Genomic DNA, 13,748 nt, shown 5'->3' on the forward strand with positions numbered 1-13,748 from the left:
AGAAGGCTCACGCTAAATTTCGAGCCTTCTTTTGTCATTGATAAATTACCAAATACGAATACGCTGTTCTGGTGCCAAATACAGGGCGTTATTTTTATCAACACCGAATGTTTCGTACCAGTCATCAATATTGCGTACTACGCCATTTGCGCGAAATTGGTTAGGGCTATGAGGGTCTGTCATAATCTTATTACGTTCAGATTCTTTATTTGACAGCTCTTGCCACGTGCGTGCCCAAGCAATGAAGAAACGCTGTAACCCAGTTGTTCCGTCAATAATTGGAGCCTCACCATTTGGGTAGTTTTCTTTGGCAAATTGCTTATAAGCACTTAAGGCAATATTTAACCCACCGAGGTCACCAATATTCTCCCCTAATGTAAGCTCACCGTTCACCTTTAAGCCATCAACAGTAAAGCCGTTATATTGTTCAACAAGCTTAGCGGTTTTCTCTTTAAAGTGGGTTTTAGCGCTCTCACTCCACCAATTACGTAACTGCCCGGTTCCGTCATATAAACTGCCTTGGTCGTCAAAACCATGGCCCATTTCGTGGCCGATGACTGCACCTATTGCGCCATAGTTATAGGCTGGGTCAACATTAGGGTCAAAGAACGGTGCTTGTAAAATTGCAGCAGGGAACACAATTTCATTTTGAACAGGGTTGAAATAGGCATTGACTGTTTGTGGCGTCATTCCCCATTCCCATTGACGAACAGGCTGACCAATTTTGCCAATCATATCATCATATGACCAAGCTAAAACTTGCTTATAATTATCTAATAATGAATCGGGCTTGAGGTTAATCTCACTGAAATCATTCCATTGGTCTGGATAACCCACTTTAACCGTGAATTGTTCCAATTTTTTAAGGGCTTCTTGACGAGTAGGCTCATCCATCCAGTCATTGACTTTTAAGCGTGAATTAAATGTTCCTCTCACATAACTAACCAAATCTTTAATTTTTTCTTTAGCTTGAGGGTCGAAATATTGTTCGACGTAAATTTGCCCTAATGGCTCGCCTTGGAGTGAGTTAACGGTTTGCAAAGCGCGCTCTTGGCGGGTGCGTTGCTTCTCAATACCATTGAGTTTTTTCGAGTAAAAATCAAACTGTGCATCTGCGATGGTTTGGTTTAAATAACGTGCGTGCTCACTAATATACTGAAAGGTTAAGTAATCTTTTAATGTCGAAACTGGGGTATCTGCAAAAATCTTTGCAGTTTGTTCAACTGCGCTGTCCGTTTCAACGACCACTTTCGCAAGTTGCTTATCAGTTAACTTGCGGCTAGTAATAAAGCTATCCCAATCAAAACCTTGGGTATGGTTTTTCATTTCAGTTAAGGTCATTGCATGGTAATTTTTGATAGTGTCACGGCGGGCCTCAGGGCTCCAATGTACAGTTGCAATCGCTTTTTCTAAATCAAAAATTTTCTGTGCTTTTTGTGTGACATCTTTTTCACCGGCTAGCTCTAACATGGTAGCGATATAAGCGATATAACTTTTTCGAATATCTTCCATTTGCGGTGTGTTATCGAGGTAATAAGTCCGATTAGGTAGCCCTAAGCCACCTTGGCCGATATAAAGCACATAGGTATCCGGTGCTTTAGCATCTAAGTCTACCCAATAAGAAATCAATGATTTGTAGTCGGGTTGGGTCATTAACTGGCTAATATCACTATGGCTTTTAGCTTTCTTAATGGCATCTAAATCGGATTTTATTGGGGTAATTCCTGCCTGCTCGATAGCCGTTTCATTCAGGTAACTAAGATATAAATTTCGAATATTTCGTTGATTATGCGTAAGTTTGTTTTCGGGGATCTGCTGTAGCTGGTCAATTATCGATTGAATTTGTTTTTCTGTATTTAAGTATAATTCTACAAAAGAGTTAATACGTGGCATACCGGTAGGGATTTGCGCTTTATTTACCCAATCTTCATTCACATAACGGTAAAAATCATTGCCGGGTTCAATCGTGTCAGACAAAACAATTTTTTGTTGTCCATAACTAACTTCTTTTGCCAATAGTGACGGGGCAAAAGAAATAGTCGACATACCAATAATTAAAGCCAAAACATTTAAACGCATGTAACCACCTCTCTTCGTTGAGAATTACGATATCCACTCTAATACGTTAAACCTTGGAGCGAGTGTTCTGCAAAATTTATTTCACTTATTGAACCACATAATGAAATAAAGTTAATCCGTCTTTGCAGTACCTTACTGCTTTTCTTCATTGTAGAGGGGATTTAGATGAAATTTTATCATCATACTGTTTATTCTTCAGAGAATGATGTTATATTGGTTATATCAAATAAACCAATTATAACTATTAGCTATATGTAATATTCTTTAGCTATAGATAGCAAATGCACATTATTCCTGTATGAGGTAGACTGAAATATGAAATTGCAGCAATTACGTTATATTGTTGAAGTGGTTAACCATGACTTGAATGTCTCCTCAACCGCTGAGGGGCTTTTTACGTCACAGCCCGGTATCAGTAAACAAGTGCGGATGCTTGAAGATGAGCTTGGGATCCAAATTTTTGCGCGTAGTGGTAAGCACTTAACGCATGTTACTCCCGCAGGGGAAGAAGTGGTACGGATCTCCCGAGAAGTGCTATCAAAAATAGAAGCGATCCGCTCGGTTGCTGGGGAGCATACTTATCCAGATAGAGGTAGCTTGAGTATTGCCACGACACATACACAAGCTCGTTATGCTTTACCTCCGACAATAAAAGGTTTTATTGAGCGTTATCCACATGTTTCATTGCATATGCAGCAAGGGTCACCAACGCAAATCGCTGAGGAAGTGTGCAAAGGTAACAGTGATTTTGCGATAGCAACCGAAGCATTGCACCTTTATAACGATTTGATTATGTTGCCATGCTACCATTGGAATCGCTGTGTGGTCGTGCAAAAAGACCATCCACTTGCAACGAAAAAAAATGTCACTATTGAAGATATCTCTGAATATCAAATTGTAACCTATACTCATGGGTTTACTGGCCGTTCAGAATTAGATGTGGCATTTCAGAAAATTGGTCTTGAGCCCAAAATTATTTTTACTGCAACCGATGCTGACGTGATTAAAACCTATGTTAGATTAGGGTTAGGGATCGGTATTATCGCGAGTATGGCCGTTGACCCTGTTAGTGATAGCGATTTAGTTGTGATTGATATGCGTGATAAGTTCAGCTATAGCACAACCAAGATTGGTTTTAAACGTACTAGTTTCTTGCGTAGTTATATGTATGATTTTATGTGGCGTTTCGCACCGCATCTAACCCGTGATGTGGTCGATAAAGCGGTTGCTATACGTAACAATGAAGAAATTGAAGAGTTTTTTAAAGATATGAAACTGCCTATCATTTAATTTCTTTATATTTTTGCCTTGTCATAATTTGTAAGTAGGAACCCTAGTGATCGTATTTCTAGGGTTTTTATTATTACCGAGTTGGTGTACTTGGTTTTTTCCTGACTTATTTCCCTTCTTATCTTAAATTTCCTATTATTAATAGAGAAAAATTCAATATTTGGCACAAAATCTATAAATCAAATTTCTAGAGCAACTATGATTACAATTGGTTAACAAAAAATAATGGTGGTAAATACAAATATTGCCATAGCCATAAAAACCAAGGAGGAGTTATGTCGTTGAGTCTAAAAACAACGAGTGCTTCGACACTCAATGTTGGAAACAAGCAGTATAATTACTTCAGTTTAGCGCTTGCTGAAAAAAAGCTCGGTGAGGGGACTAAATTACCTAAGTCATTAAAAGTTTTACTCGAAAATTTATTACGTCATATTGATGGCACCTCAGTTGTCGAACAAGATTTACAAGCAATAATTGACTGGCAAAAAAACGCGCATGCAGATAGAGAAATTGCTTATCGCCCAGCGCGTGTTCTCATGCAAGACTTCACGGGTGTTCCTGCTGTTGTTGACCTTGCCGCTATGCGTGAAGCAGTTAAATCCCTTGGCGGCAATGTTGAGCAAGTAAACCCGTTGTCACCTGTTGATTTAGTGATTGACCACTCAGTGATGGTGGATGAGTTTGCAACCGAATCAGCATTTGGCGATAACGTTGAAATTGAAATGGCGCGTAACCATGAACGTTATTTATTTTTACGTTGGGGCCAAAAAGCATTTAATCGTTTTCAAGTGGTGCCGCCGGGTACCGGTATCTGTCACCAAGTTAATTTAGAATACCTTGGCAAGGCAGTATGGTATGAAGAAATTGACGGTAAATTATATGCTTATCCCGATACTTTAGTGGGTACGGACTCTCATACGACGATGATCAATGGGTTAGGTGTGTTAGGTTGGGGTGTCGGTGGTATTGAAGCTGAAGCCGCGATGTTAGGCCAACCGGTTTCAATGCTGATCCCTGATGTTGTTGGTTTTAAATTAACAGGGAAATTATCCGAAGGGATAACGGCAACCGACCTTGTATTGACGGTAACACAAATGCTACGTCAACATGGTGTTGTGGGTAAATTTGTTGAATTTTATGGTGATGGCCTAGCGGATTTACCATTAGCAGACCGAGCAACGATTGCGAATATGTCACCAGAATATGGCGCAACTTGTGGTTTTTTCCCTGTTGATGAAGTGACGCTATCTTATATGCGTTTAACTGGGCGCAGTGATGATGAAATTGCGCTGGTGGAAGCTTATAGCAAAGAACAGGGTTTGTGGCGTTATGCAGGTGATGAACCTATTTTTACCAGTACACTTGAGTTAGACATGTCGACGGTTGAATCCAGCTTAGCAGGCCCTAAACGTCCGCAAGATAGAGTTGAACTCAGCCAAGTACCAAAAGCATTTCGCGGTGCAGTAGAGTTAGAAGTTAATAAAAAAATTCAATCGAGCTATCCTTCTGTTAAATATCAAAATAAAACTTTTGAGTTAACCGATGGTGCAGTCGTTATTGCGGCAATTACATCTTGTACGAATACGTCGAACCCAAGTGTATTAATGGCCGCAGGACTATTAGCGAAAAAAGCCGTTGAAAAAGGGTTAGTCCGTCAGCCATGGGTTAAATCATCATTGGCACCGGGTTCAAAAGTTGTCACTGATTATCTTGCTGTCGCGGGTTTAACGCCTTATTTAGATAAGCTCGGATTCAATCTTGTCGGATATGGATGCACAACCTGTATTGGTAACTCAGGCCCATTACCAGAACCAATAGAAGAGGCGATTAAACAAGCGGATCTTACCGTTGGCGCTGTGTTATCGGGTAACCGTAACTTTGAAGGGCGAATTCATCCATTGGTGAAAACCAACTGGTTAGCATCACCGCCACTTGTTGTTGCATATGCTCTGGCGGGTAACATGAATATCAACTTGAAAACCGATCCTATCGGTGTCGATAAATCAGGTAACGATGTTTATTTGAAAGATATTTGGCCATCGAGTGCTGAAATTGCCCAAGCTGTACAGCAAGTTAAAACAGACATGTTCCGCAAAGAATATAATGCGGTCTTTGAAGGTGATGACGCTTGGAGAGCATTGAAAGTTGAAAGCTCTTCAACTTATCACTGGCAAGAAGACTCAACTTATATTCGCCATCCACCTTTCTTTGAAGGTATGCAAGTTCAGCCAGCACCGGTCAAAGATATTCATGGTGCAAATATTTTAGCGATCCTCGGCGACTCGGTAACTACTGACCATATTTCTCCTGCAGGGAATATCAAAAAAGAGAGTCCAGCGGGGCGTTATCTGCAAGAACACGGCGTTGCTGTTGCAGATTTCAACTCTTATGGCTCGCGTCGTGGTAACCATGAAGTGATGATGCGAGGAACATTTGCAAATATTCGTATTCGCAATGAAATGGTGCCAGGTGTAGAGGGGGGATATACCTTACATATACCGACAGGCAAACAAATGGCGATTTATGATGCGGCAATGCAGTATCAACAAGAAAATCGCCCATTAGCTATAATCGCCGGTAAAGAATATGGTTCAGGTTCTAGCCGAGATTGGGCAGCTAAAGGCACGAATTTATTAGGAGTAAGGGTCGTTATTGCTGAATCATACGAGCGTATTCACCGTTCTAACTTGATTGGTATGGGGGTTATACCTTTAGAATTTAAAGATGGGGTATCCCGTAAAACTCTCGGGCTAAAAGGTGATGAACGCATTGATGTTACAGGGCTGCAGTCAATTACTCCAGGGCAGGATATCAGGGTGAAAATCACGTATGGCAATGGGGATATAAAAGAAGTTATAACCCGCTGTCGTATTGATACCGCAACGGAGATGGATTATTACCGTCACGGTGGTATTTTGCATTATGTGATAAGGCAGATGCTACATTAATCATTATTAATCATTAAATTATGACACTTCAACGCCTGTAAGATTGTATCCTACGGGCGTTTTTATTTTTTAATATTTAATCTTATTTATCAATCTTGTTTTTTCTCAATATTTTTGATGGCAATCTACGTTATGGTGTTAAATAGACGGTAAATTAAAGGAGAAAATAGTCGCAACTAGGCTAAATGAAAATAGGGTGAAGTTCGCCATAAATAAGTTTCTTTGTGCAAAATAATTGAATGTAATAGCTTTAGCATGGGGCACCATGTGACTGAGCTTATCGAAAACACTATTAAGGAAATGAGTATGGCAGATATCAATGAAACCGATTTCTATAAAGGGGCATTGTGGGCAGCAGATATCTTATTAACCACATCCCATTTTGATGGTGCGAACGAAGAGGTTCGTGACATTTTGGAGCACATACCTAACTTATATTCTATTGTGATGAGAACACCTGAAACGGAAGTCCATGATTTGCGTTTATATGCAGACAAAGAATTTCCACTCGGCTTAAATGCAGATTATACCGCCATTACCATTGCGCCATTACAAGACTACTTTGATATTCTGCCGATGCCCGATCAAAACCCTGAAAGTATTACGGTTGAAGTTGATTACTGGGGAGTGGTCGCAACAACATCTGCGGGTAAACAAGATTTATTGATTGCTGGTTTGGCAACGGCAGAGCAAGCACAGCATTATGCGCAAACACTAACTCAACAACTTGAATTGCAAAGAGCAAAATAGCCATTTGGTTGTTAATTGGTCGATTTAAGTATTATTATTCAACAAAAATGACAAAAACCCGCACCACTGTAATTATATACAGTGGTGCGGGTTTCTTTAACTGAATGAGATTATAGCGCGTTGGCTTCGGCTAATTGTAAAGCAAAATAAGTGAAAATAAGATCAGCACCTGCGCGTTTGATTGACCCCAGTGTTTCAAGAGCCACACGAGTTTCATCAATTGCACCCGCTTGAGCAGCAAATTTAATTTGTGCATATTCGCCACTGACTTGATAAGCACCGATAGGTAATTGAGTATGCTCGCGTAAATCACGAATAATATCCAAATAAGCCCCAGCAGGTTTAATCATTAGCGCGTCAGCACCTTCACGTTCATCAATTAGTGATTCATGTAGTGCTTCACGGCGGTTCATTGGGTTCATCTGATAGGTTTTTCTATCCCCTTTAAGGCATGAACCCGCTGCATCTCGGAATGGGCCATACAGTGCTGAAGCAAATTTTGTGGAGTAAGACATAATGGCGGTGTCTGTAAAACCAGCTTCATCAAGTGCATGACGAATTGCGGCAACTTGGCCATCCATTGCAGCAGATGGGGCAATAAAATCAGCACCTGCGCGTGCAGCGGCAACCGCTTGTAAACCTAGGTTATGAATGGTTGCATCATTATCAACGATATGGCCGTGCATGACACCACAGTGACCATGGGAGGTGTATTCACAGAAACAGGTGTCAGACATCACTATCATTTCAGGGACGGTTTCTTTACAGATACGTGACATACGTGCCACTAAACCATTTTCTTGCCATGCATCACTACCATTATCATCAAGATGATGGGAAACCCCAAAGGTCATCACTGATTTTATTCCTGCATTTGCGATACGCTCAATTTCATAAGCAAGACGTTTTTCAGGAATACGCATAACACCCGGCATGCTGTTGATTGGCATATAGTCGTCGAGTTCTTCTTCAACAAAAATTGGCAAGCAAAGGTCATTAATAGAAAGGTGAGTTTCTTGGAATAAAGTGCGGAGTTTTTCAGTTTTACGCAATCTTCTCATGCGTTGAATGGAATGCAGGTTGTTCACAGTATCTCCTGGTAGTATGCGGAATAAACCTCAAAAACTCAGTTTATTCGTCAGGGTAATCAGATGGCTAACAGTATAAACCTTATGGAAAGAAAGTGAATATAGCCGTGGATAAATGGCACACTTTGAATGGTGATAATGAAATAGGAAAAATAAAGGGAAGAGCAGAACACTCTTCCTTTGCTGAGGTCATTGGTGCTTAAATAGCATATGGCCCATTTTTTCTGCTTTAACGTCAAGATAATGTTCATTACTTGGGTTGCGGCCAACGATCAACGGAACACGTTCTACCACGTTAATTCCAGCTTCACGCATGATATCGATTTTTTTCGGGTTATTCGTCAATAAGCGGACTTCATTTATCCCCAATAACTTATACATATCAGAGCATAAGGTAAAATCACGTTCATCCGCTTTAAAGCCTAACTTAATGTTAGCTTCAACCGTATCTAAGCCTTGATCTTGCAATGCATAAGCTCGGATTTTATTCAGCAAGCCAATATTTCGGCCTTCTTGACGATGGTAAAGTAATACCCCTCGGCCTTCTTTACTAATCTGAGAGAGTGCGGCTTCTAATTGAAAACCACAATCGCAACGTAGACTAAATAACGCATCTCCTGTTAAACATTCGGAGTGGATCCGGCTGAGTACCGGTTCACTTCCTGAGATATCGCCAAAAATTAACGCTACATGATCACGACCGGTTGCGATTTCTTCAAAACCCACCATCAAAAATTCACCAAAAGGTGTAGGGAGCTTAGCTTCGGCAACGCGTTTTAGCTGCATATTTTCTTTCATTAGTTAAAGTAACTCTTGCTTAATTAATAACGTTTATCGATATAAAGTAGCTTAACTATAATTCATCGATGCTATATGACGTTTAGCATATAGAGGTTGGTATTCTTTGCACACGACCAACGCTGTATTACTATAACAGAGTTAATAATAGGTGAATGGAATATTTGTATATTTAATAGAACTTTATTTGGAACACGTTGAATGAAAAAAACTGTTTTGGTCGTTTGTACTTTTGCATTGTTATTAATTATGCCTCCCATGGTGATGATAGTTACAGGGTGGCATTGGTCACCAGAAACCCAGTTTAACTCAATGAAATGGATACTCTGGCTGACAGACACTGCGGGAGCACCTTATAGTATTTTAACGTCTCTGTTATTTCTTGGCGCAGTTGCATTTATTTTTCGTTCAGAAAAAAAACAGCGACTGAAAATATTGCTTGTTCTTGTTGGTATTGTATTACTGCAGCAAGGTTTGAAGACGGCATTAAAAAGTACGTTTAAAGAGCCTCGCCCTTATGTGGAATGGCTGGCAACCGAATATCAAATTCCTTCATCAGACTTTTATGCGTTAAAACGTAGTGAACGAGCAAAATTAATTAAAGACACCGTCAAACAAGATGAATATATAGCGAAATGGCAGCGTAAACACTGGCAAGCAGAAACTGGATATTCTTTTCCTTCTGGTCATATGTTATTTGCGGCTGGCTGGGCATTGTTTTTAATTGCGCTTTTTTGGCAACAACGTTTATACGTTTTATCGATAGGGCTCGCTATTTGGGCTGAGGGTATTGCATTTAGTCGTATGTTGTTGGGCATGCATTGGCCTATTGATATAATTACTTCAGTGATCATCAGTGCGTGTTTTGCCTTATTTGGTTATTATATTTTGCGAGCATGGGGAATACTGAGTAAAACCGATTAATCTTTCATCAAGTTAACCATTATTAGGGGAGATCTGACTTAAATCTCTCATTGTATAAAATAAATTGCTTTGTCTGAATGCGTTGGAAATGCTACCTTAACAGGTAGATATTATTGGATGAATAGAACTGATAACGGGAATAAATGTGAAATATTTTCTGATTTTATTACTAGCGGTCGCTTTTTTTATTATTTCGATTACGCTAGGTTCAAGCAATGATCAGGTTATTACATTTAACTACCTGATTGCAAAAGGGGATTTTTCATTATCGACCCTTCTTGCATCACTTTTTGGTGTCGGTTTTGTGCTAGGTTGGCTAGTTTGTGCTGTGTTTTATTTACGAGTCATTGTTAGCCTGAAAAACGCACGTCGTAAAATTAGACGTTTAGAATCACAATTAGGTGCTGGAGAAAGTCATATTTCCGATTCAACCTCATTAGTGACGACTCAGAACAAGGAATAATCCTGTATGTTCGAGTTGCTGTTTCTGCTGCTACCAGTTGCTGCTGCTTACGGTTGGTACATGGGGCGCAGAAGTGCTCAACAAGATAAGCAACAACATGCGAATCGCTTGTCACGTGATTATGTGACAGGCGTTAACTTCCTATTGTCTAATCAACAAGATAAAGCTGTCGATTTATTCCTCGACATGCTGAAAAATGAAGATAGCTCTGCTTTTGAAGCACACCTCACGTTGGGAAATTTATTCCGTTCTCGTGGTGAAGTTGAACGCGCCATTCGTATTCACCAGTCGCTGGTGGAAAGTGCCGCTTTATCATTTGAACAACGCTTATTAGCAACTCAACAACTCGGTCGAGATTACATGGCTGCTGGGGTTTATGACCGAGCAGAAAACATGTTTCAACAATTGACGGACGAAGTCGATTTCAAACAAAGTGCCTTACAATCCCTATTAAATATTTATCAATTAACCAGTGATTGGACAAAAGCTATTGAAACAGCAGGTAAACTGGTTAAATTAGGGCATACAGAGCTACGTGAGCAAATTGCACATTTTTATTGTGAACTAGCGACTCAACAACTTGCTAGCGATGATCTCGAAGAGGCACTGATCTTTTTAAATAAGGCAGAGCAAGCCGACAACCACTGTGCTCGGGTCTCAATTATGAAAGGGCGCTTGTTCATCGAACAAGGTAATTACGACAAAGCAATTCATGTCCTAAAACAAGTCTATGAGCAAGATAGAGAGCTCGTCGCTGAAACGCTACCTTTGCTGTTTGATTGCTACCAACATACTGGCCAAGCCGATGAGTGGGAAGATTACCTACGTCAGTGTGTTGCGGGTAACTCAGGGGCTATTGCAGAGCTTTATTTAGCGGATATTATTGTTGAAAAGCAAAATCACGAAGCCGCTGCAAATTATATTAATGACCAAATTCAACGTCATCCTACCATGCGTTTATTTTATCGTTTAATGGATTACCATCTTGAAGAAGCTGAAGATGGAAGGGCAAAAGAAAGTTTGATTTTGCTACGAAAAATGGTAGGGGAGCAAATTCGTACCAAACCCGATTATCGTTGCCATAAATGTGGGTTTACATCACGTGCATTATATTGGCATTGCCCATCTTGTCGCTCGTGGGACACGATTAAACCTATTCGTGGGCTAGATGGTCAGTGACAGCGTCACTTTTTAAATAATAACGACTCTTTAAAGGCTAAGAAATGATTTCCTCAACTGAGAACCACACACATTCACCAATTATTGTGGCACTTGACTATGAAAATGCTAATGAGGCTTTGGCTTTTGTGGATCGCATTGACCCACGTGATTGTCGCTTAAAAGTAGGCAAAGAAATGTTTACTTTTAATGGCCCTCAATTTGTTAAGTCACTCCATGATCGTGGTTTTGATGTTTTCTTAGATTTGAAGTTTCATGATATTCCAAATACTGTTGCCCGAGCGGTTGCAGCTGCGGCTGAAATGGGGGTATGGATGGTTAATGTTCATGCAAGTGGTGGTGCTCGTATGATGGAGGCGGCACGCCAATCTCTTGAGCCTTATGGTAAAGAGGCGCCATTACTCACAGCAGTAACCGTATTAACGAGTATGGATGAATCTGACCTCATTGGTGTTGGGATTAACCTGTCACCAGCTGCTCATGCAGAGCGTTTGGCCTTATTAACCAAACAATGCGGGCTAGATGGTGTTGTTTGCTCTGCTCATGAAGCCCAACGTTTAAAACAAATTTGTGGTGCCGATTTCAAATTAGTTACCCCAGGTATTCGCCCAACGGGAAGTGATGTTGGGGACCAACGCCGCATTATGACACCACAAGATGCAGTGAAGGCGGGTGTGGATTATATGGTGATTGGTCGTCCGATTACGCGTAGTGAAAACCCAACTGCCACATTACAACAAATCAATCAGTCTATTGAAGGTTTGCTATGAGTGATTCAAATAGTCGTCTTGTTTACAGTACAGAAACAGGGCGTATTGCTGAAGATAAACCCAAAATTGAAAGGCCTAAAGGTGATGGTATTGTGCGGATCCGCCGTGAGACATCAGGCCGTAAAGGAAAAGGGGTTTGTGTTGTAACTGGTCTTGACCTTGAAGACAGCGAATTAGCTAAATTAGCGGCTGATCTTAAAAAGAAGTGTGGCTGTGGCGGAGCTGTCAAAGACGGTAACGTTGAAATTCAAGGCGATAAACGTGATGTTATCAAACAGTACCTTGAGGCGAAAGGTTTTCAAGTTAAGTTAGCTGGTGGCTGATAGGTTCGAAAATTTTACTGTTTGTCATGAGTGGCTACTTAGAAAGCCACTCATTTTATAACGAAGAAGTGGTTAAATTGCTGCTAACTCAGCAAATAAAGCTGGGTTACGTTTAATGGCGATGAGTATTTTAGCTGCTAGCCCTGTTGGGTTTCGTCGTTTAAGTTCCCAACTTTTAATTGTATCGAGGCTAGTTCCTAGTGCATGAGCTAATTCGCTTTGGGAAACATTCAGTTGCTCTCGAATAGCTTTGACATCAGTAATTTCGTAACGAGTAACATTAGCGGCTTTTTGATGGCCTTGTTTTATTTCAACAGCTTCTTCTAAAGAGGCTTTTAATTCGTTGAATATACTCATTTTATACCTCATTTTTTAGTAATTTCGTTAGTTTCTTTAATTCTGCTTTTTCTAAGTCATTTAGCGTATCTTTGACATTTTTTGGATAAGCCATTATAAAATAAATAATTTCTGCTGTAGCTAGGAAATAAATAACTCGTACACTTGCACTTTTTCCTTTATTACCAGTTGCCATCCTAATTTTACGAAGCCCACCCGTTCCTTGGATGATATCGCCTTTATCTGGCCATGCGATAAGTTCATTTTGTAATATCCTAAGTTCTTCTTGTGTGGCGATAGATTGGATTTGTTTGGTAAAAAAGCTGGTTTCAATAAATTCAATTGCGTGACTCACAGGGTTCCCTCCCTTTGTATTAATTGCAAGTGTACTTTGTACACTTTTTGCCGTCAATAGTTTAATAGATTATCGGATATAAAAAATAAAATAGCGTTCATACTGAACGCTATTTTAGATTAAGGAGAGCGACTAAAGGATATTATGAGATTTATTTGCCTACTTGGTGTCCAATAATTCCGCCAATAGCCGCACCACCTACGGTTCCTATGGAACTTCCGCCTGTCAATACAGCGCCACCAACAGCTCCTACACCGGCACCAATCGCTGTGTTTTTATCGCGTTTAGACATATTTGAACAGGCACTGACGCTGATAGCGACAGTAGCTATCACCATGAATGATAAAATACGTTTGCTTACTGTGTTCATTTTAATGACCCTTAATACAGATTTAACAGTTAACAAAATATCATGATAGGTAAATTTACGAATAAGAATAATCAG

Annotated in this window: 14 protein-coding genes; 8 read left to right on the top strand and 6 right to left on the bottom strand. The window is 40.2% G+C overall.

Annotated elements, in window-relative coordinates:
- Nucleotides 1-45: 45 nt before the first annotated feature.
- Complete coding sequence (locus tag P3L40_RS11000) at nt 46-2,079, bottom strand: M13 family metallopeptidase (protein ID WP_136135095.1); 2,034 nt, start codon at nt 2,077-2,079, stop codon at nt 46-48.
- 315 nt (nt 2,080-2,394) lie between these two features.
- Here P3L40_RS11000 and cysB point away from each other — a divergent pair, with 315 nt between their 5' ends.
- The 3 genes from cysB to P3L40_RS11015 all read left to right on the top strand — a co-directional run bounded on the left by cysB (nt 2,395) and on the right by P3L40_RS11015 (nt 7,067).
- Entirely contained in the window at nt 2,395-3,369 is a 975-nt protein-coding gene (cysB, locus tag P3L40_RS11005) for an HTH-type transcriptional regulator CysB (RefSeq protein ID WP_004254202.1), read from the top strand.
- Between the two features lie 275 nt (nt 3,370-3,644).
- On the top strand, nt 3,645-6,317 hold the full coding sequence (gene acnA / locus P3L40_RS11010) for an aconitate hydratase AcnA (protein ID WP_004254205.1): 2,673 nt from the start codon (nt 3,645-3,647) through the stop codon (nt 6,315-6,317).
- Between the two features lie 306 nt (nt 6,318-6,623).
- Nucleotides 6,624-7,067, top strand: a complete 444-nt coding sequence (locus P3L40_RS11015; protein ID WP_036957705.1) for a hypothetical protein — start codon at nt 6,624-6,626, stop codon at nt 7,065-7,067.
- Nucleotides 7,068-7,177: 110 nt separating this feature from the next.
- Here P3L40_RS11015 and hemB read toward each other — a convergent pair whose 3' ends face one another.
- Entirely contained in the window at nt 7,178-8,155 is a 978-nt protein-coding gene (gene hemB, locus P3L40_RS11020; protein ID WP_036957706.1) for a porphobilinogen synthase, read from the bottom strand.
- A gap of 189 nt (nt 8,156-8,344) precedes the next feature.
- Nucleotides 8,345-8,941: a GTP cyclohydrolase II gene (gene ribA, locus P3L40_RS11025; protein ID WP_094960627.1), complete on the bottom strand. Its 597-nt coding sequence runs from the start codon at nt 8,939-8,941 to the stop codon at nt 8,345-8,347.
- A gap of 213 nt (nt 8,942-9,154) precedes the next feature.
- Here ribA and P3L40_RS11030 point away from each other — a divergent pair, with 213 nt between their 5' ends.
- The 5 genes from P3L40_RS11030 to yciH all read left to right on the top strand — a co-directional run bounded on the left by P3L40_RS11030 (nt 9,155) and on the right by yciH (nt 12,612).
- Nucleotides 9,155-9,877 carry a phosphatase PAP2 family protein gene (locus tag P3L40_RS11030; RefSeq protein WP_136135096.1) on the top strand — a complete coding sequence of 241 codons (723 nt, stop codon included), beginning with the start codon at nt 9,155-9,157 and terminating at the stop codon, nt 9,875-9,877.
- Between the two features lie 145 nt (nt 9,878-10,022).
- A complete protein-coding gene (locus P3L40_RS11035) occupies nt 10,023-10,340 on the top strand; it encodes a LapA family protein (protein WP_004254219.1) in 318 nt (105 codons plus the stop codon).
- A 6-nt stretch (nt 10,341-10,346) separates the two neighbouring features.
- Nucleotides 10,347-11,519: a lipopolysaccharide assembly protein LapB gene (lapB, locus tag P3L40_RS11040; protein WP_136135097.1), complete on the top strand. Its 1,173-nt coding sequence runs from the start codon at nt 10,347-10,349 to the stop codon at nt 11,517-11,519.
- Nucleotides 11,520-11,563: 44 nt separating this feature from the next.
- On the top strand, nt 11,564-12,289 hold the full coding sequence (pyrF, locus tag P3L40_RS11045) for an orotidine-5'-phosphate decarboxylase (RefSeq protein ID WP_112307124.1): 726 nt from the start codon (nt 11,564-11,566) through the stop codon (nt 12,287-12,289).
- Nucleotides 12,286-12,612 (top strand): stress response translation initiation inhibitor YciH, encoded by a 327-nt coding sequence (gene yciH / locus P3L40_RS11050; RefSeq protein WP_004254225.1) that lies wholly within the window; start codon nt 12,286-12,288, stop codon nt 12,610-12,612. Before pyrF ends, yciH begins: the two co-directional genes overlap by 4 nt.
- 72 nt (nt 12,613-12,684) lie before the next feature.
- Here the strand turns inward: yciH and nadS are convergent, their stop codons facing one another.
- The 3 genes from nadS to osmB form a co-directional block, all read right to left on the bottom strand.
- A complete protein-coding gene (gene nadS, locus P3L40_RS11055; protein ID WP_096863771.1) occupies nt 12,685-12,969 on the bottom strand; it encodes a NadS family protein in 285 nt (94 codons plus the stop codon).
- A gap of 1 nt (nt 12,970) precedes the next feature.
- On the bottom strand, nt 12,971-13,303 hold the full coding sequence (locus P3L40_RS11060; RefSeq protein WP_036957715.1) for a type II toxin-antitoxin system RelE/ParE family toxin: 333 nt from the start codon (nt 13,301-13,303) through the stop codon (nt 12,971-12,973).
- A gap of 151 nt (nt 13,304-13,454) precedes the next feature.
- A complete protein-coding gene (gene osmB / locus P3L40_RS11065) occupies nt 13,455-13,673 on the bottom strand; it encodes an osmotically-inducible lipoprotein OsmB (RefSeq protein ID WP_036957717.1) in 219 nt (72 codons plus the stop codon).
- Between the last annotated feature and the right edge of the window lie 75 nt (nt 13,674-13,748).

It is taken from the genome of Providencia sp. PROV040 (genome assembly GCF_032706145.1).
GTDB lineage: Bacteria > Pseudomonadota > Gammaproteobacteria > Enterobacterales > Enterobacteriaceae > Providencia > Providencia hangzhouensis.